Origin of the sequence: Paenibacillus sp. FSL F4-0087 (assembly GCF_038020215.1) — a bacterium.
Classification (GTDB): Bacteria; Bacillota; Bacilli; order Paenibacillales; family Paenibacillaceae; genus Paenibacillus; species Paenibacillus taichungensis.
The window spans coordinates 3756543-3783112 of sequence record NZ_JBBODJ010000001.1; the positions used below are offsets into that span (position 1 = coordinate 3756543).

Genomic DNA, 26570 nt, shown 5'->3' on the forward strand with positions numbered 1-26570 from the left:
AAGGGCAGGCGCAATATGTACTGACCTTTATATGTAAGCGCTTATAAGCGACGGAAGGTGCAGATATGTTTAGAAGGCTCATTCAAACATCCAACAATCTTAAATTAAAGCATAAATTGCTCATATCCTATGTACTTGTCGTCATGATTCCAGTACTGATTATTGGACTTGCTGTAACCGGATACTTTCGTAAGCAAGCGCTGGACAATGCAATAGGACAGACGATCAACAACGTGGAGAAGGTCAAGAGTCAGACCGCAACACTGCTGCGTGTACCCACAGATATTTCCAACATTCTGATGTTCAACAATGAATTGAAGGAAATTGTGAACAAAAGGTACGAAAGCGTTGTGGAGCTGACATCGGCGTACCTCGCATACAAAGATTTTCAGGAATACAAGCGTCTGTACCGTGAGGTTGCAGGCATTCGGTTTTACTCGACCAATCCGACGCTGATCAACAATCTGGAGTTCATTCCGGTGGACAAGCAGACCGAGGAGAGCTACTGGTACCAGAAAGCACTGCAAACGACGAGCATTGGTTGGTTCTACATTCCTGACAAGGGAGATAATCCGGTGCACAAGCTTAGTCTGGTACGTAAAGTGCCTTTTGCCGAATATCGGACCGAGGGTGTACTGATGATTGTAATCAATCAGGATGAGCTGAATGGATTGTTACGTCAGGAACCGTTCGAGACGTTGATTACGGACGAACAGGGTTATGTGGTTGCTGCCAAGAATACCGAGCTTGTAGGCAAGACGCTGGACGAGCTAGATTTTGGTGTAGATCTGCAAAACCAGGCCAAAGGTACAATTGAAGCTGATTTTCAGGGCGAGCCGTCCAACATTATCATTGATGAGATCAGTCCTGGATCGAGCATGAATAGCCTGAAGATCATTTCCGTTTTTGCCACCAAAAATATTGTCAAAGATGCGAATACCATTAGCATGATCGGTATGCTCTTTATTACGTTAGTGTTGGTCATTGCATTGTTGCTTGTATATATCATTTCATTTCTCACATCGAACCGATTGTTACGCCTTAGCAAACACCTGAATAAGCTCGCGCTGGGCGATCTTAACGTTACTTCCCGCATTGATGGAAATGATGAGATCGGGCAACTGTCCAGGCAGTTCAATTACATGGTGAAGAGCATTAATGAACTGATGACTCAAGTGGTAGAGGCAACGGAACAGAACAATCAATTGGAAATCGCGCAGAAAGAGATTAAACTGAAAATGATGGCCAGCCAGATCAATCCTCATTTTTTGTTTAATGCACTGGAGTCGATCCGCATGAAAGCCCATATCAAAGGTGAGGCGGAGATTGCCAATATTGTTAGGCTGCTAGGCAAACTGATGCGCAAGAGCCTTGAGATTGGAAGCGGCAAAACGACGTTCAGAGCCGAGCTGGAGATGGTACGTTCTTATCTGGAAATTCAAAAATTCCGTTACGGTGACCGTCTTGCTTTCCAGATCCATATCGATCCGGAGGTAGAGAAGATATACATCCCTCCTTTGATTATTCAGCCTCTGGTTGAGAATGCGATTGTGCATGGTTTGGAAAATAAAGAGGGTACGGTCCGTGTGAATATAAATATTCGTTTGGTGGAGGATGTTGTTCAGGTGTGTGTCGATGATGATGGAGCAGGCATTACGCCGGAGCGTCTGGCTGAAGTGATGCAGTTCATCTGTGGACCGGAAGAACAGGAGAAGAGCCGGATTGGCATGCGTAACGTACATCAACGTTTAACGTTGACCTATGGAGAGCCATACGGGTTGCAGATTAAAAGTGTATACGGGAAAGGAACAGAGGTTTCTTTCACCTTGCCAGCAGGAGGAGACCAGCATGTATAAAGTGTTATTAGTAGATGATGAACCGAGCATACGTGAAGGACTGACAACGATCATTGATTGGGAAAAATACGGCTTTCAGGTAATTGCTACAGCTGCGAGCGGGCGTGAGGCTATTACCCGTTTCGAAGAGTTGGAACCGGACCTGACGATCATTGATATACGTATGCCCGGCATGACCGGACTGGATGTCATTGAGGAAGTGCGGCAGCACCATCCGGGTTCGCACTTTCTAATCCTGAGTGGGTACGCCGATTTTGATTATGCCAAGAAAGCCATTAGTTTTGGCGTGGATGGATATCTGCTCAAGCCGGTGGATGAAGAGGAGATTATCAGTGAGCTGGAGCGGATCTCTGTGATGCTGACACGGGAACGTGAGACACTGGCCCGCCATGCTGGTGAGGATACGGTCTACCGGGAGCATCAGATTGAAGCATTGCTTTTTGATAGTCTGGAAGGTACAGAAACGATGGAAGCAAATGCTCTAGGGTTGAACTGGTCGCAGTATCAGGTCGTGCTGCTGGAGATGCATGCCGAACCTGATTTACAGCGTGGTAGTGTGGTGAAACGCAGACTGGCGGAAACTTTTGACCAGAAAGATCGGGGCATTGTGTTTTCGTTCCATTCCGGACTGGGACTGTTATGTAAAGAGCCTATTTTGACTGTACAATCTGCCCAGCGTTTATATGATGAGTTGGAAGGGCTGCTGGGAGAGTGGAATATTCTCATGTACGCGGCAGCAGGTGAACCAGTAGACTCCACAGCAGACATCGCTCATTCCTATAATCAGGCCAACAGCATATTGGGCGGACGTTTCCTGTTCGCGGAACAACGTATTATGTTATGGAACGAAGACGAAAAGAGCAAGATTTCTTCTGCATCCATTGTTGTCAATGAGGAAGAAAGCGGTGAACCGGATGAAGCGGAGCTGGCGGACAAGCTGTATTATGCGCTCGACATTCGAAGTAGCGAGTCCGTGATGCGTGTGCTGACGGAGATGGAGGAACGACTGATTCCACATCACCAGACAGAACAGGCGATTAAGACGGCGTTCTCCCAAGTCTTTTCATTGGCGATTAACAAACTTGCAGCAACCAATCAGCATATGCAATCCCTTATGCAAGAGCATTCCGTTCTCATTACGGAGGTTTATCATCAATTAACGTTACTGGATCTCAAAGTGATGGCTGCTGAACACCTCAATCGGCTTATTCAACGCATGGGTGGAGGCAGCAAAGATACAGTACTGAAACAGATGATTGAATTTATCCGACGTAATCCGGGCGAAAATCTCAAGCTTGAGGTTCTAGCAGAGGTATTTAACTACAATAGCAGTTATCTGGGCAAGTTATTCAAAAATCATACCGGGGAATATTTCAATGCATTTCTCGATAAGGTTCGAATGGAGAAGGCAAAGGAACTGCTCGATGAAGGCTTAAAGGTGCATCAGGTTGCCGCGAGAGTGGGGTATGCCAACGTGGATTACTTCCACGGCAAATTCAAGAAGTATGTAGGGGAATCACCCTCCGCTTACAAACATGCAAGAGAGCTTGCGAGATCACAGTCGAAGGATTCTTCAGGAGAGCCGGAACGGGAGTAGCCCATGTTCGGAGGGGAGTAGTGCCTCTTATCGTTGGGATTTCTCCTGATTAGGTAAAAAACGTTTTCGAACTTATAGTCTATTGAAAGGACCCTTGAGGTCCTTTTTTTTTTGATTTTACATAAAGTAAACGATTTCTATAAAACGTTTTCGATAATTACCATTTTCAAATTAATTTCCCTTTTAATTTCATTAATAAATAATAGACAGCGTCATTATCACTAATTTTATAGATATAATATCGGATTTTATAGGGGTATATCTAATTTTTATATGATTTTCTCTAAAATCCAGCTGGTATTTTGAAAACGCTCTATCAGGTATGATTATTTTATAAATCAGAGGAGGGGGAACGGAGATGGAAACGCTAACAGAAAAATCCGCTTCCGCGAAAAAAAGCAGTGACCCCAATCCGTCAACACAAAAACGGCGGAACAGAATTTGGGACAGCATGAAACAGCAAAAGTATCTCTATCTTATGTCATTGCCATTCGTAGCTTGGGTTTTTGTATTTAACTATCTGCCACTATGGGGATGGACGATGGCTTTCCAAAACTATAAACCAGCTAGATCATTCGGTGATCAAGAGTGGGTTGGTTTTAAACACTTTGTAGAGCTGTTCAGTGATGATCGCTTCTATCTGGTACTTCGAAATACGCTTGCAATGAGCTTGATGGGACTGGTTGTCGGTTTTATCGTGCCGATTTTCTTTGCGATTCTCTTGAATGAGATGAGAGGCATGTTCTTCAAGCGCGCCGTGCAAACGGTATCATATCTGCCTCACTTTGTATCCTGGGTCGTAGTGGCAGGGATTATTACCAAGATGCTCTCCACCGATGGCGGGATTATCAATGACATTTTGGTAAACCTAAACATTATCGATCAGCCGATCCAGTTCATGGCGAAGGGGAACTTGTTCTGGTACATTGTAACCGCTTCAGATATGTGGAAGGAAACCGGCTGGAATGCCATCATCTATCTGGCGGCCATTACCGGCATTGACCAAGAACTTTACGAAGCTTCCCGTGTAGACGGGGCGAACCGTTGGAGACAAATGTGGCATATCACGCTGCCAGGCATTCGGACTACAATCTCTGTACTGTTCATCATGTCTATCGGGCATTTGATCAGTATCGGTTTTGAGAAGCAATTTTTGCTGCAAAACAGTCTGGTGCTAGACTACTCGGAAGTGCTTGATCTATACGCGCTCAATTATGGTTTGAATATGGGACGATTCTCGTATGGTACAGCCATAGGCATATTCAACTCCGTTGTCAGTATCATCCTTCTGTTTACAGCGAACGGATTGTTCAAAAAATTCACCAAAGAAAGCATCATGTAGGGAGGGGACGACATTATGGCGAACAAAGCATTCAATGCTACTCGGGGCGATAAGCTGTTCGATATATTCAACATCCTCGCGATGACCCTGGTGCTGATTGTAACACTGTATCCATTCCTGAACGTACTGGCTATCTCACTTAATAACTCGACAGATACCGTACGTGGTGGAATTTACTTGTGGCCACGTGATTTCACATTGCAAAACTACAAAACGATTTTCCAATACGATGGATTGCTGCAAGGTTTGCAGGTATCCATTCTACGTACCATTGTAGGTACGTTGCTCGGCTTGATCAGTTCCTCAATGATCGCATTTACACTGAGTCGTCCTGACTTTAAGTTGAGAAAGTTTGTTTCCACTGCACTTGCACTCACGATGTATTTCTCCGGTGGTCTGATTCCGGTGTACATCCTGATGCGTGACCTGAACCTGATCGGTACGTTCTGGGTATATGTATTGCCAGGTATGATCAGTGCGTTTAACGTGTTCATTATCCGTTCCTTCATTGACGGCTTGCCGTATGCCTTGCAGGAATCTGCGAAGCTGGATGGAGCGAATGACTTTAAGATCTACTACAAAATCATTTTGCCGCTCTGTAAACCGGTTCTTGCAACCATCGCGTTGTTCTTGGCTGTAGGCCAGTGGAATGCTTGGTTCGATACGTACCTGTATAATGGTTCGAAGGCGCATCTGACCACGCTCCAGTACGAGCTGATGAAAGTACTGCAAAGTACACAGCAAGGCTCAGGTGCCGGACGTAACGCCAATGATATGGCTCAGCAGATGACACAGATTTCACCGGAATCCATCAAAATGGCGATCACGATCGTTGTTACGGTTCCAATCCTGATTGTGTATCCATTCCTGCAAAAGTATTTTGTAGGTGGTATGACACTGGGTGCAGTAAAAGCTTAAGCAAGTGTATACAGGCCGCCACATAGATAGAGTGGCCGTATAATAAAAGAAGCATCAGAATGCCCGAAGCGCAGCCATTTGGCCTGCGCTTCACCGTATAGGGCTGCGGAGTGGCACTCATGAAGCTATAGACAGGGACAAAAAAGTCCCGGATAGACAGACATATGAAACGGGAGGATTACCATTATGGCAAGAAACAAAATGAAGATTGCACTGGCTCCAGTGCTTGCGATGTCTTTGCTCGCAGGTTGCGGTGGAGGAAACAGCGGCGAAACGTCGTTTAAGGACACTAGCGGTGATACGTCTCCGATTACTTTTGACTTTTTTAGCGTCGATCCTAGTCCGAACTGGAACGGTATGAAGGATGAAGTGGGGAAGGTCCTTACAGAGAAAACAGGAGTAACCCTTAACGGTGAGTTTGCCGTCAGTGGTGGTCAGGATAAAGTATCCTTAATGGCAGCAAGCGGAGACTATCCGGATATCGTGTCACCCAAAGGAGAGCTAAGCAAGCTCGTGGATGCTGGGGCAATGGTTGATCTGACTGATCTGATCGAGCAATATGCTCCCAATTTGAAGAAGCTGTATGGTAATTACATGGACCGGCTGAAATATAGCAATGAAGATCAAGGGATTTATGTACTGCCTACGTATTATGCGGTAGACCAGAAGTATTTTGATGCAGGTGGCGGATTTGGGATTCAGCAGCGTGTATTGAAAGAGCTGGGATACCCTGAAGTGCGTACACTCCAGGATTATGAGAATGTACTGAAAGCATACAAAGAGAAACATCCAACAATTGACGGTCAACCAACGATTCCGTTATCCCTGGACGCAGATGACTGGAGAATCATGATTACGGTAACGAATCCGGCCTTCCAGGCAACAGGGGCTCCGGATGACGGCGAGTACTATATTGATCCTGAGACATATGAGGCAAGTCTGCATTACAAACGTCCGGAAGAGAAAGAGTATTTCCGTTGGTTGAACCATATGTACGCAGAAGGACTGCTCGATCAGGACAGCTTCGTACAGAAAACGGATCAATACAAATCCAAAATTGCAAGTGGACGTGTACTAGGTGTCATTGACCAAGATTGGGGTTATTCCGATGCGGAGAACGCATTGAAAGCAGCGGGTAAAGATGAAGCGACATATTCACACTTCCCGGTAACTCTGTCTAAAGATATCAAGGATCATTCCTTCCAGGACCCTGGTTTTGTATCTGGATGGGGTGTAGGGATTACAACATCGAATCCGGACCCGGTTCGTACAATTAAATTCTTTGATTACCTAGCTTCTGATGAAGGCCAAGTGCTGATGAACTGGGGGATTGAAGGTAAGCAGTACGAAGTGAAAGATGGTAAACGTGTGATTCCGGCGGATATTCAGGACCAAAAAACGAATAATGCTGCCGTATTCCAGAAAGAAACAGGTATTGGCCTCTATACCAATATGTCTGGTCACTATGGAGATGGCGTTAAAGATTCCACCGATAACTATTACACAACGAATTTCCCTGAGCAGATTGTAGCGGCCTATTCCGATGCAGAGAAAGAGACACTCAAAGCATACGGCGCAACAACGTGGAAAGATCTGTTCCCAAGTGAAGATGAGTTCCCGGTTAAACCATGGGGAGCAGCGTACAATATGCCGACTCCAGGAGACTCGAATTACAACGTTATTTTCCAAAAAACACAGGATATTATCCGTAAACGGATCCCAGAAGCAATCCTCAGTTCACCAGAGCAATTTGATGCCATCTATGACGGTATGATTGCTGAACTTAACAAAGCAGGAGCAGAGGACATGGAAAAACAATACACCGAGCTGGTGCAAAGCCGTGTTCAATTGTGGAGCGGTGAAGAGAGCAAGTAATACGTTTTAGCAGAATAGTTTTTTCGAAAAAAAGGGCCCAGGAAACTGGGTTCTTTTTTATACCTAAAACGTTTTCCAAAAAACGTTTTCAATTTTGTGAATTGGCTATTGACAAGGACTTTTAGAGGGATTATTATTCAAATATGAAAGCACTTTCATTGCTGATTTATCAAGGCATGTACACAAATCTTTTCAGTCAAAAGGAGTAAGGATTGGTTTCTCAAATTACTGGATAGAGTGAGTGTTTTTCACTTCATTTAGAAAACGCTTTTTATGTTATAAAATCAAACGTTTTACAATTAGAATCACCCGATTACGGTATGTGCAGGTCAGCCTGTTCTACAATAGATAGCTTCATTTTATCCATAAGGGGGATTACACATGAAGGGCAAAACACCAAAAACATTCGCAATGCTTCTGTTAGCCAGCGCTCTTGCCATTACAGCAGGATGCAGTGGTAGCGGAGGAGGAACTACGGCTTCAGAGACACCAACGGACACTGGGGATACAACCAGTCCAATCACCTTTACGTTCTTTGGTGCTGACGCAAGTCCAAACTGGAACAATATGAAGGACGCAGTCGGCCAAGAAATTACGAAACAAACAGGTGTTACAATTGAAGCGGAGTATGATGTGAATAATGGTGGCGACCAGAAGATACCTTTGATGGCTGCCAGCGGTGATTACCCTGATATTATCTATCCTAAAGGTAACTTGTCTAAGCTTGTGGATGCAGGTGCGATGCTTGACCTGACCGATCTGATTGATCAATATGCACCAAACCTGAAGAAAATCTATGGGGACCAGATGAACCGTCTGAAATACAGTTTGGAAGACCAGTCCATTTACACGATCCCAACGAACATGGGTGTAGATAATGTTGCGTTTGACGCTACAGGCGGATTTGAGATTCAGCAAAAGGTGTTGAAAGAACTTGGCTACCCAGAAGTGAAAACGCTTGAGGATTATGAGAAAGTACTGAAAGAATACTATGCTAAACATCCAACTATTGACGGACAGCCAACCATTCCGCTGACCCTGAATGCAGATGACTGGAAAATTATGATCACTGTAACGAATCCAGCCTTCCAGGCAACCGGTGGACCGGATGACGGTGAATATTACATTAACCCTGAAACGTATGAAGCGGTGCTGCACTATAAACGTCCAGAGGAAAAAGAATACTTCCGCTGGTTGAACAAAATGTACAATGAAGGCATCCTGGACAAAGATACATTTGTGCAGAAGGATGACCAATATAAATCCAAAATCGCAAGCGGTCGGGTACTGGGGCTGATTGACCAGGAATGGAACTATGGCGAAGCTGAGAATGCGTTGAAATCAGTGAACAATGGTGAGAATACGTACGCTCACTTCTCTGTATCCCTCAACAAGGATATTGTGGACCATACATTCCAACCAACTGGATTTGATGGATACGGCATCGGTATTTCCACAACTGCGAAAGACCCTGTACGTATTATCAAATTCATGGATTGGCTCGCCTCGGATGAAGGTCAGGTGCTGAGAAACTGGGGTATTGAAGGCCAACACTACAATGTTGAAAATGGCAACCGTGTCATCCCTGCTGATGTGCAGGATCGCAAAGTCAATGACAACTCGGCGTTCACCAAAGAAACAGGTATCGGAATGTACAACATCTTCAGTGCTAGATACGGCGATGGTGTCAAAGATTCCACAGGTAACTACTACACAACGAACTTCCCTGAACAGATTCAAGCAGGTTATACTGCCGCAGAGAAGGAAACATTGAAAGCCTATGGCATTACAACGTGGAAAGATTTCTATCCTTCTGAAGATGATTTGAAGTTGAAAGATTGGGGCGCAGCATATAATATGCCAGTACCTTCGGATACGGATTATAACGTAGCGTTCCAGAAAACACAGGATATTGTCCGCAAACGTATTCCTGAAGCGATCCTTGCCAAACCTGAGAACTTCGATAAAGTGTATGATGATCTCCTTGCTGAGCTAGATAAAGCTGGTGCGGTAGAGATGGAGAAACAATATACCGTTTGGATCAAAGAACGCGTAGCTCTGTGGACAGGTAAAGACGTGAAATAATAGTGAAAACAAGACATAATATATGATCATTTTCATAGCAAAAAAGGTCCCTCGAAAGGGGCCTTTTTTATTGTTGACGAAAGGGATAGGATAGCATATAATCGTTAATGTAAGCACTTTCAGTAAGCGTTTTAAATTATTTTACGAAAACGTTTTACGTATTTTGAAGAGAGTTTTAAGAGTTTAGGTTTTGAGAAAAAAAGAGTACAAAATTAAATTTTTAGTAAGCGCATACAGAAATGTGTCTTACGAGCGGTATCCTCAGGCTTAAAGCCTGTTATACAGATAAAACCTTCATAAATAATAGGGGGACTAGACAATGAGAGGCAAAATGAAAGGCAATACACCCAAGACGTTTGCAATGTTGATGCTCGCAAGTGCAATGCTGGTTACAGCTGGCTGCGGAAATTCGGGAAGCAAAGAAACCTCCGAGTCCAGTGGAACCGAACCGGTTACCATTACATTCTTTGGTGCGGACGCCAGTCCAACCTGGAACAAAATGCAGGATGCAGTCGGTAAAGAGATTACCAAGCAAACAGGCGTTACAATTGAGGCTGAGTATGACGTGAACAATGGTGGCGATCAAAAAATTGCGCTTATGGCTGCTAGTGGTGAGTACCCTGATATTGTTTTTCCAAAAGGTAACTTGTCTAAACTTGTGGATGCAGGCGCGATGCTTGACCTGACCGATCTGATTGAGGAGCATGCTCCAAACCTGAAAAAAATATATGGGGACCAGATGAACCGGCTGAAATACAGTTCGGAGGATCAGGCCATTTATACAATCCCAACGAATATGGGTGTTGATAATGTTGCGTTTGACGCAACTGGCGGATTTGAAATTCAACAAAAAGTACTGAAAGAGCTCGGATACCCTGAAGTGAAAACACTTGAGGATTACGAGAATGTATTGAAAGAATATGTGAAAAAACACCCAACAATTGACGGACAGCCGACTATTCCATTGACGCTGAATGCAGATGATTGGAAGATTATGATTACGGTAACGAACCCGGCATTCCAGGCAACAGGAGCACCGGATGATGGAGAATATTACATCGATCCTGAGACTTATGAAGCTACGCTCCATTACAAACGTCCAGAGGAGAAAGAGTATTTCCGCTGGTTGAATCATATGTACAATGAAGGATTGCTGGACAAAGATACATTTGTGCAGAAGGATGACCAATATAAATCCAAAATTGCAAGTGGCCGTGTACTCGGTCTGATTGACCAAGAGTGGAACTACCAAGAAGCTGAAAATGCACTCAAATCAGCAGGCAAAGATGACAGCACATATGCTCACTTCTCTGTATCTTTGAACAAGGACATTGTGGACCATACATTCCAACCAACTGGATTTGACGGATATGGTATCGGAATCACAACTTCTGCCAAAGATCCGGTTCGCATTATCAAATTCATGGACTGGCTCGCTTCGGACGAAGGTCAAGTGTTAAGAAACTGGGGTATTGAAGGCCAACACTACAATGTAGAAGATGGTCAACGGGTGATTCCTCAAGATATCCAGGATCGTAAAACCAATGACAACTCCAACTTCACCAAAGAAACAGGAATTGGGATGTACAGCGTGTTTAGTGCTAGATACGGTGATGGTGTGAAAGATTCCACGGATAACTATTACACAACGAACTTCCCTGAGCAGATCCAGGCTGGTTATACGGCGGCAGAGAAAGAAACGTTGAAAGCCTATGGTATTACAACATGGAAAGAATTTTATCCTTCTGAAGATGAGTTGCAACTGAAAGATTGGGGCGCTGCATACAACATGCCTGTACCTTCAGGTACAGATTATAGCGTAACGTTCCAGAAAACACAGGATATCGTGCGCAAACGTATTCCTGAAGCTGTTCTGACAACAACTGCGAACTTTGATAAAGTATACGATGATTTCCTCGCTGAGTTGGACAAAGCCGGCGCAGTTGAAATGGAGAAACAGTATACCGTTTGGGTTAAAGATCGTGTTTCCCTGTGGACAGGTAAAGACGTAAAATAACTTATGTTTTAATTGAATAGGCTGAGATAAAAAAAAGGCCCTGAGATAGGGTCTTTTTTGCTGCCATGTGATGTTTAACATTGACGCAAATTTCGAAATCAAATATAATTTTCATACTGTAAGCACTTTCAGATAAACGAAGATTTAGCCTTATAGGTAAGCGGGTTAAGTACAAGTAAAACAGCATTTATAGTGATTATTTAGTTATATCGAAAACGTTTTAGTATTGATTGAAAAATAGCTGATTCATGAACAGGAGTTATCTATGTCCCCATTTAATGAGAGAACAAAAGAAAATCGTCTGTGGTACCGTCAGCCCGCTACTCGCTGGGAAGAGGCGTTGCCTATCGGTAATGGTCGCCTTGGCGGTATGGTATATGGCGGAGCAGCGGATGAACAAATCCAGCTGAATGAAGATACATTGTGGTCCGGATTTCCGCGCGACACCATTCAGTACAGCAGTCAGCGGTATCTGAAGCAGACCCGTGAACTAATTATGTCCGGGCAATATAGCGAAGCTGAACAATTGCTGAACCGCGAAATGCTGGGACGTGATGTGGAAGCTTATCAGCCGATGGGCCACTTTAAGTTGCAGCACGATGAACTGGATGGGAATACGTACGATGAGTTTGAGCGGGAGCTGAATCTCCACACCGGCATTACAACAACGAAGTATTCATATAAAGGCATTCATTATGTACGTGAAGTATATGCCAGTGCGCCAGATGATCTCATGATCTGTACCATCACTGCTGATCGTAAGGGATCTGTAAACGTAAGTGTTACGTTGGACAGTCCACATCCTTATCATGTTCAGGCTTCTGGCGATGCACTTACTTTGTTCAGTCGCTGTCCGAGTCATGTTGAATCGAATTATTTCAGGGATCATCCGGAGTCTGTCATCTACGAAGAAGATCGGGGAACGGCTTATGCTGTGCGATTGGCCGCAACTGCGACGGGAAAAAATTTCGAAATATCGGTTATGGATGGGAAACTTCATATTGAGGGAGCGGACCAGGTTGTTTTTTATCTGGCAGCGGCGACTGCTTTTGAGGGCTATGATGTGACACCTGTTAAGGATAGTATGCTTCTAGATCAGGAGTGCAGTGAGGTAATCACTAAAGCGATGGCTCATGGCATGAAGGCTCTTCGGGAGCGACATGTGATGGATCATGGAACTTTATTTTCAAGAGTATCAATTGATCTTGGCGCATCAGCCAAAGAAGAATTACCTACAGATGAGCGACTGCAAGCTTACCAGGCTGGAGCCGATGATCCCGGCCTGGAGGCACTCTATTTTCAGTATGGCAGATATCTGTTAATGGGTAGTTCACGTGAAGGAAGCCAGCCAGCGAATCTGCAGGGAATCTGGAACCATCAGGTGGAGCCGCCTTGGCACAGTGATTACACGATTAATATCAATACGGAGATGAATTACTGGCCGGCAGAAGTATGCAATCTGAGCGAATGCCATGAGCCACTGTTTGGTCTGTTGGAGGATTTAAGCGATACCGGAAGAAGGACGGCGCGCATTTTGTACGGAGCACGCGGCTGGACAGCCCATCATAATGTGGATATTTGGAGAACATCCACGCCTACAGGCGGAGACGCAAGTTGGGCGTTCTGGCCAGTGGGTGGCGTGTGGTTGACTTCACATCTATGGGAGCATTATCTGTTTACTCGTGATCAGCAGTTTCTCGCGGAACGCGCGTATCCAATCATGAAGGAAGCGGCACTCTTCTGTCTGGACTGGCTGGTAGAGGGGCCAGACGGATATCTGGTTACCGCTCCATCAACCTCTCCGGAGAACAAGTTCCTTACTGAGGAAGGAGAGGCTCGCAGCATCTCCATGGCTTCGACGATGGACATGACATTGATTCGTGAGTTGTTCGATCGATGCATTGAGGCAACCAAACAACTGGATGTGGATCAGCAACTGGCGAACGAGTGGAGCGAGGCACGTAGTAAGCTCTATCCATTCCAGATCGGAAGCGAGGGGCAACTGCAGGAATGGTTTAAGGATTTTGCCGAATCCGAACCGGGGCATCGTCACGTCTCCCATCTGTATGGTCTATATCCGGGGGAGCAGATCAATCGACTGGATACGCCGGAACTGGTGGAAGCAGCACGAGTGTCACTTGAACGTCGTATCTCACAAGGTGGCGGGCATACAGGTTGGAGCTGTGCCTGGTTGATCAATCTGTATGCGAGGCTGCTGGATAGCAAGCTTGCACATCAGTTTGTCCGTACGCTGCTGGCTCGATCCACGCATCCTAATCTGTTCGATGATCATCCGCCGTTCCAGATCGATGGCAACTTTGGTGGCACTGCCGGTATTGCCGAGATGCTGTTGCAAAGCCACTTGGGTGAATTACATCTGCTGCCAGCGCTGCCTGTGCACTGGGCCAATGGCAGTGTGAAGGGACTTCGGGCACGTGGTGGATACACGGTGGCAATCGAGTGGACAGAGGGCAGACTCTCAAGTGCCGAAATTAAGGCTGATCACACTGGTTCGATAACCATTCGGAGTGCATGCCCACTGCGTGTGGAAGGAAACGATCAGGTCAAGGCGCAGCTTACACCTCAGGGTGATTATGTAGTTATTTTAACCATGACCGCAGGACAGATGATCCGCGTGTCATATGAGACGGAGGAGTAAACGATGACAATTTTTCAATTCCCACAAGATTTCCGCTGGGGAACAGCAACAGCTTCTTATCAAATAGAAGGGGCAGCGCAGGAAGGTGGACGCGGGGTATCGATCTGGGATACGTTTGCCCGTACGCCCGGCAAAGTTTTTAATGGAGACAATGGTGATGTGGCTTGTGACAGTTACCACCGTTACGAGGAAGACATCGAGCTGATGAAAAAGCTTGGGATCAACACCTACCGATTCTCCATCGCCTGGCCGCGTATTATTCCTGATGGAGATGGCGAGATCAATCGGGAAGGATTGGATTTCTATCATCGATTCGTGGATAAGCTGCTTGAAGCAGGAATCGAACCTTTCTGTACACTGTATCATTGGGACCTGCCTCAGACACTTGAGGATATCGGAGGTTGGGGCAATCGCAGGACGGTGGATGCATTTGTAAAATATGCTGAAGTTATCTTCAAGGAGTTTTCTGGAAAAATTAATTTCTGGCTGACTTTCAATGAACCATGGTGTATTGCGTTTTTGTCCAACCTGCTTGGCATTCATGCGCCAGGAAATAAGGACCTGCAAACATCCATTAATGTTGCTCATGGATTGCTCGTTGCTCACGGTAAAGCCGTTCAATCGTTCCGTCGCTTAGGCACAACAGGACAGATTGGTATTGCACCCAATGTATGCTGGGCTGAGCCTTACAGCAAATCTCCAGAAGATCAGGCAGCCTGCGACCGTTCCATTGCACTGAATACCGATTGGTTCCTAGACCCGATTTACAAAGGATCGTATCCACAATTTATGGTGGACTGGTTCGCAGAAGCTGGAGCTACCGTCCCAATTCAAGAAGGCGATATGGAAATCATCTCGCAACCCATTGATCTGTTGGGCATTAACTATTACACCATGGGAATCAATCGTTTCAATCCAGAGGCGGGTGCATTGCAATCCGAAGAGGTGGATATGGGACTTACCAAGACCGATATTGGCTGGCCTGTGGAATCACGCGGACTGTATGAGTTCATGCACTATTTGCAAAAGTACGGAAATGTGGATGTCTACATCACAGAAAATGGAGCTTGCATCAATGATGATTTGGAAAACGGTAAAATCAATGATGATCGCCGGATTGCATACTATGAGCAGCATTTGGCCCAAATTCATCGGATTATCAATGACGGCATTAATCTGAAAGGGTACATGGCTTGGTCTTTGATGGATAACTTTGAGTGGGCGGAAGGATACCGTATGCGTTTTGGTCTTGTGCATGTGGATTACCGTTCGCTGGTTAGAACACCTAAAGAAAGTTTCTATTGGTATCAGAATGTGATCAAAAATAATTGGGTGGAAACACGAATTTAGGCTGCTCTTCAATGTTGAGGAAGTAACGTTGTGAACTTATCTTTAAATAAGTAATTTAACGTTAGTTCAATTGTTAAATGCAGGGACAAACGTGTTTAATTAGATAGAAGGCGGTACATCGGAAATCCGATGCACCGTCTTTTTTTGTTATTTAATTTCAGCGAAGAGAGCACATGTTCATGAAGGTTTCATAAGGTCTGGGCTGTTTCATGTTATGAGAAGAGCGTTTTTGGGTTATAAGAAGTAAGAAGAAGTGATCTGGTCCTTGTCAACAGTTAAAATACAAATAAAGTGTCCAAATTGCGAAAGAAATTTGAACATTTGTTGACTAAAAATCATACTGATGTGGTATATTGGTATAAGGAAAGCACTTACAAAAAGGGAAAAGGAAGTGTTTACTATGGCATCGAAGACAGCAATGGTAAGCCAATTGGAGCGCAAAGATAAAAATATGCGGCGTGCAGTGTTAACGATGACAGTTCTGGCTTGGGTTGCCCTCATTACGGGAGTAATCATGTGCCTGATTAACCTGAATGATTTTAATGATCGTAACCTCGGATTAATGGTGGGTATCGGTTTCTTGGTGGGTAGTGTATTTATTTACGTAATTGCCAAATCGATTGGACTTGTTCATACACGCCGGGAAGACGAAGGCGCCGATTAAATAATCTAGCGTTATTTCGTTCATAATAAGACTGGATAAGCTCCCGGAATCCCAGTCAATAAAGCCCTTTGCGGATTCGTTGATACTGTTCAACGGGACTGCAAAGGGTTTTATTTTGTGACTTGAAGTGTAAAGATTACAATGAGGAAATATCAAGTGTGCAAGCGATTTGTGAGAAAAAATTCACACATTTAAGGTGCAAAATCGACAAATTTGTTAACATGAACAAAAAAGTTGCTCATTTCTGATATCTTTAGAAGGAAGAGAGTAGTATACTGTTTTTTCAGTATGAGCGAATTTAAGGAGAGGGGATCAAGATGAACAAGAAACCTAGGTCGCTAATTCGGATAATCATTCCGGTTGTCCTGACGTTGGTTACAATTGCATTGATTGTCTGGCCAATGCTGGCAGGCGGGCAGTACGTTGTTCTGGATCCGAAAGGGCCTATTGGCGCTTCGCAGAGAGATTTGATTGTCATTTCGACAATTCTGTGTGCAGTCGTTATTGTGCCTGTATTGATTTTGTCTGCTGTAATTGTATGGCGTTACCGCGACAAACCGGACAATAAATCTGCTTATGAGCCTAACTGGTCTCATAGCACTAAAGCGGAGGCTATCTGGTGGACCATTCCGATCATTATTATTGGGTTGTTGGCGGTTGTAACCATTCGCTACACCTATGATCTGGAACCTTCGAAGCCATTGGCTTCCGAGAAAGCACCGGTGACCATTCAAGTATCTTCACTGGACTGGAAATGGCTGTTTATGTATCCGGAGCAAGGTATTGCAACGGTCAACACGTTGAATATCCCGGCAGACCGGCCCGTAAAATTTGAGCTCACCGCGGATTCACCGATGAACTCGTTCTGGATTCCGCAGCTTGGTGGACAGATTTATACAATGTCGGGTATGGCGATGACCTTGTACTTGCAAGCTGATCATGAAGGTCAATATTGGGGTTCAGGTGCCAACTTTACCGGAGAACACTTCGCCCAAATGCGTTTTGACGTCAATGCCACATCGGAGGAAGACTTCGATAAATGGGTGACTGAAGTGAAACAACAATCCCAACCGCTGACGCAAGAAACGTATAAAACACTGGCGGAACCGGGAACAAGCAATGTAGCTTATTATTCTTCCTTCCCTGAAGGACTGTTCCAAGACATCGTGACCAAGTATGTTATTGACGGTCAAAGTGCTCACAGCAAGCACGGTGAAGCTTCAGGTGTCAAAGAGATTACTACGCAAGACGTGGACAAGAGTGCTAACTAAAGATTCGAAAGGAGGCCCCCAATGTTAGAGAGACTTAAGGAGTTTGCATCGGAGTTTTTCGTTACCGGTGATCCGCTGATTTATGGTGCGGACGTGGCGATCGGAATTACGATGATTACCATCGTAGCGGTGCTGACTTATTTCAAAAAATGGGGCTGGCTCTGGCGTAACTGGTTAACTACCGTCGATCACAAAAAGATCGGTATTATGTATATTATTGCTTCCATAATCATGCTTTTCCGTGGTGGTGTGGATGCACTGATGATGCGTCTTCAGCTAGCTATGCCTAACATGGATTTCTTACATCCCGAGCATTATAATCAGGTCTTTACGACTCACGGTACCATCATGATCCTATTCATGGCGATGCCGTTTATGTTCGGTTTATTTAATGTTATTGTACCGCTTCAAATCGGGGCAAGGGACGTTGCGTTCCCATTCCTTAATGCACTAAGCTTCTGGTTATTCTTCCTGGGAGCAATGCTGTTCAACCTGTCCTTCGTTATCGGTGGTTCACCGGACGCAGGCTGGCTCAGTTATCCACCTTTATCGGAGCTATCGCATAGCCCGGGGGTGGGACAAAACTTCTATATATGGGGTATTCAGATTTCGGGTATCGGTTCCCTGGCTACCGGTATCAACTTCCTGGTTACCATCATTAAAATGCGTGCGCCAGGCATGAAATGGATGAAAATGCCGATGTTTACATGGTCGGTATTCTCCACTTGTATTATCATTCTGTTTGCATTCCCAATCTTGACTGTGACACTTGCATTGCTCTTCCTCGACAGGTTTGCGGGGGCGCATTTCTTCACACTTGATCTGGGCGGTAATCCGATGATGTATATCAACTTGATCTGGATGTGGGGTCACCCTGAGGTATATATCGTTGTCTTACCGGCATTCGGCGTGTTCTCCGAGGTTGTAAGTACATTCTCGAAGAAAAAATTGTTTGGTTACAAATCAATGGTATTTGCGATGCTGATCATTAGCTTCCTGTCCTTCTTTACATGGGCGCATCACTTCTTCACGATGGGCTCGGGAGCAGACGTCAATGCATTCTTCGCCGTTACCACGATGTTGATTGCCATACCAACAGGGGTTAAGATATTTAACTGGCTGTTTACCATGTTCCGAGGAAGGATACGCATGGATACCCCGATGCTATGGACAATAGCATTTATACCATGCTTTATCGTCGGGGGGATGACGGGGGTTATGTTGTCCGTTGCACCTGCTGACTTCCAGTTCCACAACAGTTACTTCCTGATTGCCCACTTCCACCAAGTATTGATCGGTGGTGTAGTATTCGGATACTTTGCAGGTCTGTACTACTGGTGGCCTAAAATGTTTGGATTCCAACTACCTGAAAAACTGGGTAAATGGGCTTTCTGGACTTGGAATATCGGTTTCTATGTCTGCTTCATGCCGCAGTACGCTGTCGGTTTGATGGGTATGACACGTCGTCTGAGCACCTATGGCTGGGATACTGGCTGGTGGGAACTGAACTTTGTATCCACAATCGGGGCATTCCTGATGGGTGTCGGTTTCTTGTTCCAGGTTGCACAAATCGCAGACGGCATTCGGAAATACAAAACACTCAAAGCTTCTGGCGACCCTTGGGGTGGTCGTACGCTCGAGTGGTCGATTCCTTCACCTGCTCCTGAATATAACTTCGCCATTACACCGCGCGGAGATGATATTGATGAGTGGTGGGAAGAGAAAGAACGTCGTGCCAAAGGAATTTATCCACCTGAACAGCCGCTTGAGCCGATTCATATGCCTAAGAACTCCGCGATTCCGTTCATCATGTCTATATTCTGGTTCATCGCCGGTTTCGGCTTTGTATTCGGATGGCTGTGGATGGCAATTCTTGGACTCGCTGGCGTAGGAATTTGCATGATCGCTCGTTCATTCTCATACGATACGGATTATTATATTCCGGTTGACGAAATTAAGCGTACCGAAGCGTCGTTAAGGGGGTCGGTATAAATGGCTCAAGCAGCCGCGAAGCACGGTCATGACCATGCACATGATCATGACCATGGTCACCATGACCCGCAAGAATTGAAAATACTCGGATTCTGGTTCTTCCTGATTTCCGACGTTATCCTGTTCTCCGTATTGTTCGCAACCTTTATTGTGTTGCGTGACAATACGGCGGGCGGACCAGTGTTGTCTGAATTGATCAAAATGCCTGGCGTTATTGCCGAAACATTTATCTTGCTCACAAGTTCATTCACAAGTGGACTTGCAGTTCTTGCCATGAATCAGGGCAAGGTGAAGCAATTGATCAGCTGGCTGGCAGTTACAGCTGTTCTGGGTGCGAGCTTTATCGCCCTGGAAGTAACGGAGTTTATTGAGCTGATTCACGAAGGGTTCAGTTATACAACGAGTGCAGCTTCTGGTGCATTCTTCACCCTTGTGGGTACTCACGGACTTCACGTATCTCTCGGTCTGATCTGGATGATCGGATTGATGCTGCAACTGAAAAAACGTGGAATTACCGATGTAACTCGCGGTAAAATCAACGTAATCAGCTTGTACTGGCACTTCTTGGACGTCGTCTGGATTTTCCTCCTGTCGATCGTCTATCTGATGGGGGTGATGTAGATGGCAGAGCATAACTCACATGAGTCCCATGGCCACGAACAGCATGGTTCACTCAAGTCCTATGTCATCGGCTTCATTCTGTCCGTTGTCCTGACCATTATCCCTTTGGTAGTGGTTCTGAATGACATGATGGGCAGAACAGCAGCGCTGAGTGTCGTTCTGGTAACAGCAGGACTTCAGTTTGTGGTTCAACTCTTCTTCTTCATGCATATCCGTGAATCGGAGAAGCCACGCTGGAATGTAATGGCTTTGATCTTTGGTCTGTTGATCATGTTGACCATCGTTATTGGTTCCATCTGGATCATGTTGAACAATACAGTTGCACATTAAGTTTTAGGCAATAGCTTAAGGGATCTCCCGACTTTATTTAAAAGTCGGGAGATTTTTTTTTACCCTATCTGATTGCACGCAATGCAGGTAGAATAAGGTAAGGGATAGACGAGTTCCAAAAAGTCGAAAATAATGTCGAAAAAAGTTCTTGATTTTTCTTCTCGAATCCGTATACTCAGAAATATAAGTAATCCGAAACGTTTTGGAGGAAAGCAATTGGCTACAATCAAAGACATATCACAAATGACGGGATTTTCGATTACGACCGTATCCAGAGCTCTGAATGGGTACTCGGACGTCAGCGATAGTACGCGCAAACGGATTAAAGAAGCCGCCGAAAACCTGAATTATAGTCCGAATGGTCTAGCGAGAGGCCTGGTCATGAAGGAAACCAAAACGCTGGGGTTGCTCGTATCAGGCATGACGTACAAAAACATCGATAACAACTTTGTTTTCGAAGTGCTTTGCGGAATTAATGATAGCGCTGCCAATTCAGATTATGATCTGATTTTGTTCAGCACGAATACAGCGAAGCAAAAGATGAAAACGTACACACAGCTGTGCAGGGAACGAAAGGTGGATGGCGTCATTCTTCAGGGTGTGAAGACGGATGATCCGTATTTGCAGGAAGTATTGGATAGTGACATTCCTTGTGTATTAATTGATATCCCCATTCACAGTGAGTATGTTGGTTTTGTATCAACGAATCACAAACAAAGTGCACAGACTGCTGTAGAGCACCTTATCAGTTTGGGTCATCGGCAGATTGCCATGGTGAATGGTTACCCAGAGGCTTTTGTTTCCAAGGAGCGCTATGAAGGATATTCCGATGCAATGAGCAGCGCAGGATTCAGCTTGAAGCCTGAATGGATCGTAAACGGGAATTTCACGGAAGAGGAAGCACAGCAGCAAGCAGCAGAGTTGTTGAAGGCTTATCCGGAAATTACAGCAATCTTTTGTGCAAGCGACATGATGGCTCTGGGTGTAATGAAGGCTGCGAATGAACTAGGTATCACTATACCGGATGAATTGTCTGTAGTGGGATTTGATGACATTCCGACAGCCGCTTATTTTCAACCACCACTCACCACCATCGGACAGAACATGTATCAGTTGGGACATGAAGCTGCAAACCTGCTGATGGGCATGCTGAGATCGGAAAACAGCCCCAAATTTAATATTTTGCAAAATGAATTGGTTTTGAGATCCTCGACAGCCAAACCAGGTCGCTGAGTTTAGCTGAGAAATACGGTTCGCGAGGGATTGCAAAATTACCGAAATGAAGAGAGCACCGAAATGTTTTATAAAATCCGAAACGTTTCGGTATTATTTTCACTCAAATCCAAAACGTTTCGGATACATCATAAGATAGACATAGGGGGAATACACATTGCTGAAATACGATGCAGGACAAGGAGAATGGAGTAACTGGCTGGTAACTGAAACCGGGTTTGATCCGGCTCATCAAGGGAAAGGCGAAGCTGTACTCTCACTTGGAAACGGCTACATGGGACTTCGCTCCGCAACGGACGAGAATTATGTTGGACAAGTGCGGAACTGGTTCGTAGCTGGAACCTTCAATAAGTTTGACGAACATGAAGTAACTGAACTCCCTAATGCAGCAGATGTGACGGAGCTTTCAATCACCCTGAATGGGGAAACCTTCAGCTTGGAAAAAGGAAGAACGATCAGCTACAGTCGTCAACTGAATCTCAAAAATGGTGAGCTGACTCGTAACGTGGTATGGCAGAGCCCAACAGGAGAAAGCTTTGAACTTCAATTCCGTCGTTTTGTTTCCTTGAGTAACCGTCATTTGGTTGGTTCATCCGTAAGCATCAAGCCACTGGATGGTCAGGCGCGTGTTCACATTGCATCCGGTATTAATGGACAATGGACGAACTCGGGTGCGCAGCATTTCACAGAAGGCGAAAAACGGATATTTGAAAAGACATATATTCAAATGACGTCAACGACGACACAATCTGCTATTGATTTTGTAACTAATACGGTGCACCACTGGCAGCTGAATGGTGAAAAGGTTGAGCCGGAACTGCGTCAAACGATGGGACGTCGCAAGGTTGGCATCGAAGGCACAATGACCGTGGAAGCTGGACAATCGGTAACACTGGAAAAAATCTCGAATGTGCATACTAGCCGCGATCTGGTGTACAGCAACGGTGGATATTCACTGGATCAAATGCGTGAATCGGCGCTGACAGAGCTGAAGCAAGAGTCGCAAAAAGGGTATGATCAGCTATTTCGTGAAAGCGCTAACTCCTGGGCGGATACTTGGTCCACGTACAACATTGAAGTGGACAGCACAAGTGGTTATGACCAGCTTGCCATCCGTTTTGCCATCTATCACCTCGTCATTATGACACCAGCGCATGATAATCGCATGGGCATCGGTGCGAAAGGATTAAGTGGTGAAGGGTACAAGGGACATTCCTTTTGGGATACGGAAATCTTCATCCTTCCATTCTTCATCTACAGCAACCCCAAGATCGCAAGATCCTTGCTGGAATATCGATATCAGGGGTTGGATGGAGCTAGAAGTAAAGCCAAGGAGAACGGATTCGAAGGAGCCATGTATCCGTGGGAAGCAGCCTGGATCGAAGATGGCGAAGTTACACCGGTATGGGGAGATGTAGATATCGTAACCGGAGAACAGACGAAGATCTGGTCCGGCTTCATTGAACAGCATATTACCTCTGACATCGCTTATGCCGTTTGGCATTACGTCCAGTCTACAGGTGATGAGGCGTTCATGGATCAATGTGGCTACGAAATCATTTTTGATACAGCAACGTTCTGGGCCAGTCGTTTGGAGTGGGATGAGGCCAAGGGCCGTTATCATATCAATGAGGTTGTTGGACCGGATGAGTATAAGGAACATGTGGACAACAATGCATTCACCAATCATATGGCTCACTTCAATATGGAACTTGCCATTCAATATTATGAAAAGCTTGAGCAGGAAAAACCTGAGTTGCTCAAGGCATTGTCTATGAAGCTTGACCTGACATCCGCTCGGGAAGCGTGGAACAAGCTGGATCAAATGTATCTGCCAGGGCCAAATGAACAAGGACTTATTCCACAAGATGATACGTACTTGCAGAAGAAAGTCATTGATCTTACCCCTTATAAAAATCAGACGAAAGTCGCCAGTATCTTCAATGACTACAACCTGGATCAGGTTGGTGAAATGCAAATTTCGAAGCAGGCTGACATTATGATGCTTTTCTTCCTGCTTGAAAATAAATTTGAACCCGCTATCAAACGTGCGAACTATGACTACTACGAGGAAAAAACATTGCATGATTCCTCACTGTCCCTATCGACGCACAGTATCCTTGCCAGTGATTTCGGTGATCGTCCGCTCGCATATGATCTGTTCCGCCGGGCTTCAGAGATTGATCTGGGGCCGCATATGCACTCTTCGGATGCAGGTATCCACTCAGCTTCGCTGGGCGGAATATGGGAATGTGTGGTGATGGGATTTGCCGGAGTTCGCATGTTGGATGGCCAGCTTCATCTCGATCCAAAGCTGCCTGAGTCCTGGAACAGTCTGAAATTCCCGCTCTACTGGCAAAACCAGCTGTTGCATATCACAATCACGTCCGAGGGTATTCTAATCGAGAGTGATGCAGAGGAAGAAATTTCTCTGCTTCTGTCCGGTCAGAAAGTTACTTTCAGCAAACGGTTTCAAACCTTGGTTTAATATAAATCCATGTGGGAGGTCATTTAAATGAAAAAAGGGTCCGCAAGTTTGGTCATGATGCTGATTTTGGTATTAGTGTTATCCGCGTGTTCTTCAGGTGGAAGCAACAGTGCAGAAGGTGGAAAAGGAGAAAAAGTAAAACTCACCTTCTCTGTATGGGGAGATGTCAACTCCGGTGCGGATGAAGTGAAGCTTGCGGAAGAGTTCAATGCTGCACACCCGGATATCGAAGTGAAATTTGAGCCTATTCCAAGTGAAGGTTATGGAACAAAACTCACTACATCCCTGGCAGCAGGTCAGGCACCAGATGTATTCCTGGTTGGTGAAGGTGACTACTATAAATACGTGGATAAAGGTGTAATTGAGCCGCTTGACGATTATTTGAGCAAAGACACCGCGTTTAATCTGGATATTTTCCAAAAGGATCTCATTGAAAATATGAAAATCGAAGGCAAACAATACTACTTGCCTAAAGATTTCAACCCACTTGCTCTGTGGTACAACAAACGTATGTTTGACGAAGCGGGAATCCCTTATCCAACAGATGAATGGACTTGGGATGACATGATTGCAACTGCACAAAAACTGACTAAAAAAGACGGCAATAAATATACTCAATTCGGATTCAACGCAGGCAAATGGGAATATCCGATCTATACGTACCTGTGGGATTACGGTACAGACATTGCGAATGACGATGGAACAGCTGCAGAAGGCTACATGAATAGTGAAAAAACGATAGCGGCAATGGATAAATACGTCTCTTGGTCCCAAGGAGATAGCCGTGTATCCCCGACGCCACTGGATTCCGAGACGCTTGGCGGAGATTCATCGATGTTCATGACAGACAAGCTCGCTATGATGATTACAGGTCGTTGGATCAAAGGTGACCTCGACAAATCCGATGTTCAATATGGTTCTGCACTTATTCCGCAAAATACGGATGGTACTCGTTCAAGCATCATCGCAAGTGCGGGTTGGGCGATCAACGCAGCCGGTAAAAATAAAGAAGCGGCTTACGAACTGGTGAAATGGCTCTCGGGTACAGATGCACAGAAGCTTCGCTCTGCGAATGGTAAAGTACTGCCAGCGACTGTGAAGGAATTGGACGAAGTCAAAGCCAAAGAAGTAGCAGACAAACCGGTCATCGAAATGATGGATTATGCGAAAAAACCGGTAACTATGCGTTCTACAAACGGACCTGTGTTTGTTGAAGAATTCACCAAGGCGCTGGAAAAAGTGCTGCTTGGCAAACAGGATGTCAAAGGCGCTCTGGATGAAGCTGCGAAGAACGTTGACAGCAAAATCAAGTAAAAACCATGCGGGTGAGTCGGCTGCCATGCTGATTCACCCTCTTCATCAAGGAGGCTGCTATGCGTAATTCTAAATCCGAGCGTGCCGGGTATTGGTTCATATTACCCTGGCTTATAGGCTTGTTACTCTTCACCATTGGTCCAATGTTGTTTTCCCTGCTGTTGGCTTTTAGCAAATGGGATATTATTACCGGCGTACAATCGATCGAATGGGTCGGTCTGGATAACTTCAAAACGATGTTTCATGACGAGCTGTTCTATCAATCGTTGAAAGTTACCTTTATTTTCGCTCTGGTATCCGTACCGCTGTATCAGGTGGCATCACTGCTTATCGCTTTACTGCTGAATATGCGGAACAGAGGGATGAAATTTTTCCGATTGATCTATTTCATGCCTTCCGTTATTCCGGCTGTTGCGGCATCAATGATGTGGATTATGATTTTTAATCCGGAATACGGCATTCTGAACCGGGCGCTTGCCTTTTTCGGCGTACAGGGGCCAGCTTGGCTCCAAGATCCGAGCTATGCGCTGGGCGCACTGATTGTCATGGGTTTGTGGGGCGTCGGCAATACGATCATCATTTATTTGTCGGGCTTGCAGGGAGTTCCCGAAGAGCTGTATGAAGCTGCCAATCTGGATGGCGCTGGACCGTTTCAACGGTTTTTCAACATTACATTGCCTATGATTTCTCCAACGGTGTTCTTCAACGTAATTATGGGGATTATCGGCGGATTCCAGTATTTCACACAAGCATTTGTTATGACCAACGGGGGACCGCTGAACTCGACCTTGTTCTATAACTTGTATCTGTACAATAAAGCTTTTACCGATTTTGAAATGGGTTATGCTTCGGCATTGTCCTGGGTATTGTTCATCATCATTCTGGCGTTTACGCTGCTGGTCATCCGCAGTTCTTCGATGTGGGTCTATTACCAGGGCGATAACGAAAAGGATTGAGA

At 45.2% G+C, this 26570-nt stretch carries 18 protein-coding genes; all 18 read left to right on the plus strand.

Features of this window, described 5'->3' with window-relative positions:
* The first annotated feature begins 65 nt into the window (after positions 1-65).
* The 18 genes from MHB84_RS17320 (at position 66) to MHB84_RS17405 (ending at position 26568) form a co-directional block, all read left to right on the plus strand.
* Positions 66-1856 carry a sensor histidine kinase gene (locus MHB84_RS17320; protein WP_076291214.1) on the plus strand — a complete coding sequence of 597 codons (1791 nt, stop codon included), beginning with the start codon at positions 66-68 and terminating at the stop codon, positions 1854-1856.
* Positions 1849-3453 (plus strand): response regulator transcription factor, encoded by a 1605-nt coding sequence (locus MHB84_RS17325; RefSeq protein WP_076291215.1) that lies wholly within the window; start codon positions 1849-1851, stop codon positions 3451-3453. Before MHB84_RS17320 ends, MHB84_RS17325 begins: the two co-directional genes overlap by 8 nt.
* 358 nt (positions 3454-3811) lie before the next feature.
* Complete coding sequence (locus MHB84_RS17330; protein ID WP_076291216.1) at positions 3812-4795, plus strand: ABC transporter permease; 984 nt, start codon at positions 3812-3814, stop codon at positions 4793-4795.
* Positions 4796-4810: 15 nt separating this feature from the next.
* Positions 4811-5713, plus strand: coding sequence for a carbohydrate ABC transporter permease (locus MHB84_RS17335; protein WP_076291217.1), 903 nt, complete (start codon positions 4811-4813; stop codon positions 5711-5713).
* Positions 5714-5899: 186 nt separating this feature from the next.
* Complete coding sequence (locus MHB84_RS17340) at positions 5900-7588, plus strand: ABC transporter substrate-binding protein (RefSeq protein WP_076291218.1); 1689 nt, start codon at positions 5900-5902, stop codon at positions 7586-7588.
* A gap of 381 nt (positions 7589-7969) precedes the next feature.
* A complete protein-coding gene (locus MHB84_RS17345; RefSeq protein WP_076291219.1) occupies positions 7970-9673 on the plus strand; it encodes an ABC transporter substrate-binding protein in 1704 nt (567 codons plus the stop codon).
* A gap of 319 nt (positions 9674-9992) precedes the next feature.
* Positions 9993-11690 carry an ABC transporter substrate-binding protein gene (locus MHB84_RS17350; protein WP_445322110.1) on the plus strand — a complete coding sequence of 566 codons (1698 nt, stop codon included), beginning with the start codon at positions 9993-9995 and terminating at the stop codon, positions 11688-11690.
* Between the two features lie 265 nt (positions 11691-11955).
* Positions 11956-14349, plus strand: a complete 2394-nt coding sequence (locus tag MHB84_RS17355; protein WP_076291220.1) for a glycoside hydrolase family 95 protein — start codon at positions 11956-11958, stop codon at positions 14347-14349.
* A gap of 3 nt (positions 14350-14352) precedes the next feature.
* A complete protein-coding gene (locus MHB84_RS17360; RefSeq protein ID WP_076291221.1) occupies positions 14353-15699 on the plus strand; it encodes a GH1 family beta-glucosidase in 1347 nt (448 codons plus the stop codon).
* Between the two features lie 400 nt (positions 15700-16099).
* The gene (locus tag MHB84_RS17365) at positions 16100-16363 is read left to right on the plus strand and encodes a hypothetical protein (RefSeq protein ID WP_076291222.1); all 264 of its coding nucleotides are present in this window, start codon (positions 16100-16102) and stop codon (positions 16361-16363) included.
* A 317-nt stretch (positions 16364-16680) separates the two neighbouring features.
* Positions 16681-17634: a ubiquinol oxidase subunit II gene (gene cyoA / locus MHB84_RS17370; protein ID WP_076291223.1), complete on the plus strand. Its 954-nt coding sequence runs from the start codon at positions 16681-16683 to the stop codon at positions 17632-17634.
* A 21-nt stretch (positions 17635-17655) separates the two neighbouring features.
* A complete protein-coding gene (locus MHB84_RS17375) occupies positions 17656-19626 on the plus strand; it encodes a cbb3-type cytochrome c oxidase subunit I (RefSeq protein WP_076291224.1) in 1971 nt (656 codons plus the stop codon).
* The gene (cyoC, locus tag MHB84_RS17380; RefSeq protein WP_064640614.1) at positions 19627-20247 is read left to right on the plus strand and encodes a cytochrome o ubiquinol oxidase subunit III; all 621 of its coding nucleotides are present in this window, start codon (positions 19627-19629) and stop codon (positions 20245-20247) included. It abuts the gene before it with no gap.
* Complete coding sequence (gene cyoD / locus MHB84_RS17385) at positions 20248-20577, plus strand: cytochrome o ubiquinol oxidase subunit IV (protein WP_076291225.1); 330 nt, start codon at positions 20248-20250, stop codon at positions 20575-20577.
* A 216-nt stretch (positions 20578-20793) separates the two neighbouring features.
* Positions 20794-21810 (plus strand): LacI family DNA-binding transcriptional regulator, encoded by a 1017-nt coding sequence (locus tag MHB84_RS17390; protein WP_076291226.1) that lies wholly within the window; start codon positions 20794-20796, stop codon positions 21808-21810.
* A 157-nt stretch (positions 21811-21967) separates the two neighbouring features.
* Positions 21968-24298 (plus strand): glycoside hydrolase family 65 protein, encoded by a 2331-nt coding sequence (locus MHB84_RS17395; RefSeq protein ID WP_076291227.1) that lies wholly within the window; start codon positions 21968-21970, stop codon positions 24296-24298.
* A gap of 27 nt (positions 24299-24325) precedes the next feature.
* Positions 24326-25612 (plus strand): ABC transporter substrate-binding protein, encoded by a 1287-nt coding sequence (locus MHB84_RS17400; protein ID WP_076291228.1) that lies wholly within the window; start codon positions 24326-24328, stop codon positions 25610-25612.
* A 59-nt stretch (positions 25613-25671) separates the two neighbouring features.
* Positions 25672-26568: a carbohydrate ABC transporter permease gene (locus tag MHB84_RS17405; RefSeq protein ID WP_053780124.1), complete on the plus strand. Its 897-nt coding sequence runs from the start codon at positions 25672-25674 to the stop codon at positions 26566-26568.
* Positions 26569-26570: the final 2 nt, after the last annotated feature.

Bases quoted from the DNA above. Each gene is read 5' to 3' on its own strand.
- MHB84_RS17320 (WP_076291214.1), top strand. From the start codon at position 66: ATGTTTAGAAGGCTCATTCAAACATCCAACAATCTTAAATTAAAGCAT.
- MHB84_RS17325 (WP_076291215.1), top strand. From the start codon at position 1,849: ATGTATAAAGTGTTATTAGTAGATGATGAACCGAGCATACGTGAAGGA.
- MHB84_RS17330 (WP_076291216.1), top strand. From the start codon at position 3,812: ATGGAAACGCTAACAGAAAAATCCGCTTCCGCGAAAAAAAGCAGTGAC.
- MHB84_RS17335 (WP_076291217.1), top strand. From the start codon at position 4,811: ATGGCGAACAAAGCATTCAATGCTACTCGGGGCGATAAGCTGTTCGAT.
- MHB84_RS17340 (WP_076291218.1), top strand. From the start codon at position 5,900: ATGGCAAGAAACAAAATGAAGATTGCACTGGCTCCAGTGCTTGCGATG.
- MHB84_RS17345 (WP_076291219.1), top strand. From the start codon at position 7,970: ATGAAGGGCAAAACACCAAAAACATTCGCAATGCTTCTGTTAGCCAGC.
- MHB84_RS17350 (WP_445322110.1), top strand. From the start codon at position 9,993: ATGAGAGGCAAAATGAAAGGCAATACACCCAAGACGTTTGCAATGTTG.
- MHB84_RS17355 (WP_076291220.1), top strand. From the start codon at position 11,956: ATGTCCCCATTTAATGAGAGAACAAAAGAAAATCGTCTGTGGTACCGT.
- MHB84_RS17360 (WP_076291221.1), top strand. From the start codon at position 14,353: ATGACAATTTTTCAATTCCCACAAGATTTCCGCTGGGGAACAGCAACA.
- MHB84_RS17365 (WP_076291222.1), top strand. From the start codon at position 16,100: ATGGCATCGAAGACAGCAATGGTAAGCCAATTGGAGCGCAAAGATAAA.
- cyoA (WP_076291223.1), top strand. From the start codon at position 16,681: ATGAACAAGAAACCTAGGTCGCTAATTCGGATAATCATTCCGGTTGTC.
- MHB84_RS17375 (WP_076291224.1), top strand. From the start codon at position 17,656: ATGTTAGAGAGACTTAAGGAGTTTGCATCGGAGTTTTTCGTTACCGGT.
- cyoC (WP_064640614.1), top strand. From the start codon at position 19,627: ATGGCTCAAGCAGCCGCGAAGCACGGTCATGACCATGCACATGATCAT.
- cyoD (WP_076291225.1), top strand. From the start codon at position 20,248: ATGGCAGAGCATAACTCACATGAGTCCCATGGCCACGAACAGCATGGT.
- MHB84_RS17400 (WP_076291228.1), top strand. From the start codon at position 24,326: ATGAAAAAAGGGTCCGCAAGTTTGGTCATGATGCTGATTTTGGTATTA.
- MHB84_RS17405 (WP_053780124.1), top strand. From the start codon at position 25,672: ATGCGTAATTCTAAATCCGAGCGTGCCGGGTATTGGTTCATATTACCC.